This is a genomic window from Vibrio nigripulchritudo ATCC 27043, from assembly GCF_000222685.1.
GTDB classification, from domain to species: Bacteria; Pseudomonadota; Gammaproteobacteria; order Enterobacterales; family Vibrionaceae; genus Vibrio; species Vibrio nigripulchritudo.
The window spans coordinates 1-799 of sequence record NZ_AFWJ01000227.1; the positions used below are offsets into that span (position 1 = coordinate 1).

A 799-nucleotide genomic window follows, 5' to 3' on the forward strand; every position below is an offset into this window, starting at 1 on the left:
TTTCCAGATGACTGAGGCTGATGTGTTTGGCGGCATCAATACGAAAGCCACGCACTCCCATCTCTTTCATCGCTTTTAGATAGAGTCTTTGCTGCTCAATGACGTGCAAATTGTCCGATAACGTTGGTAAACCCGGATCAGCCGAGCCACTGCTGATTCTTCCGTTTTGTACTTCCCACTGATCTTGCCAGTCGACAATACCAAAAGGTTCGATAAAATCTCGCTCAATAAAAAGAGGGACAGATAGATCGCCGAATAGTCTCAGCTCAGAATAGAGCTCCGGATTTGAATGGTATTCTTGTATATCTGCATCAGAAGGAAATTGTAAGTCGCTGCGAATATCCGACTCGTTGGCCATGTGATTAAACACTACGTCCACATAAACCCAGAGATCGTGACAGTGGAGCTCCGCCATCATAGCTTTAAAATCGAGAGTATTGCCAAGTGGGTTGTCTATTACACGATAATCCTGTGGCTGATAGCGCTGCCACCAGTACTTTCCGCGGTCAGATTTCATCGATTTTAACGGGGGAGAAACCATGACAGACCGATACCCCAGAGACCTTATCTCTGGCGCATGTTCTGCGACTTCTCGGTAAGTCCAATCAAATACGTGCAGGATGGCATTGGCTCTTTCACCTTGCTCCATCTTTAACCACTCTCAATCACTTTAGACGGAGCACTATGTTACTTAGATATCTGATTTGATTGCAATCCCTAAGATTTGTTGACCTTTAGCCGTTAAATTCCGTTCGATTCAGGAATGCATTGGTCGCAAACCAAAGTTTGTCGCCCAACC

The 799-nt window shown here is 45.4% G+C and carries 1 protein-coding gene; it reads right to left on the reverse strand.

What is annotated here, in order from left to right; all coding sequences use genetic code 11:
* The coding region (locus tag RH89_RS16505) for an alpha-amylase family glycosyl hydrolase (protein ID WP_004404390.1) at nucleotides 1-649 on the reverse strand (649 nt) is incomplete at its 3' end.
* Between the last annotated feature and the right edge of the window lie 150 nt (nucleotides 650-799).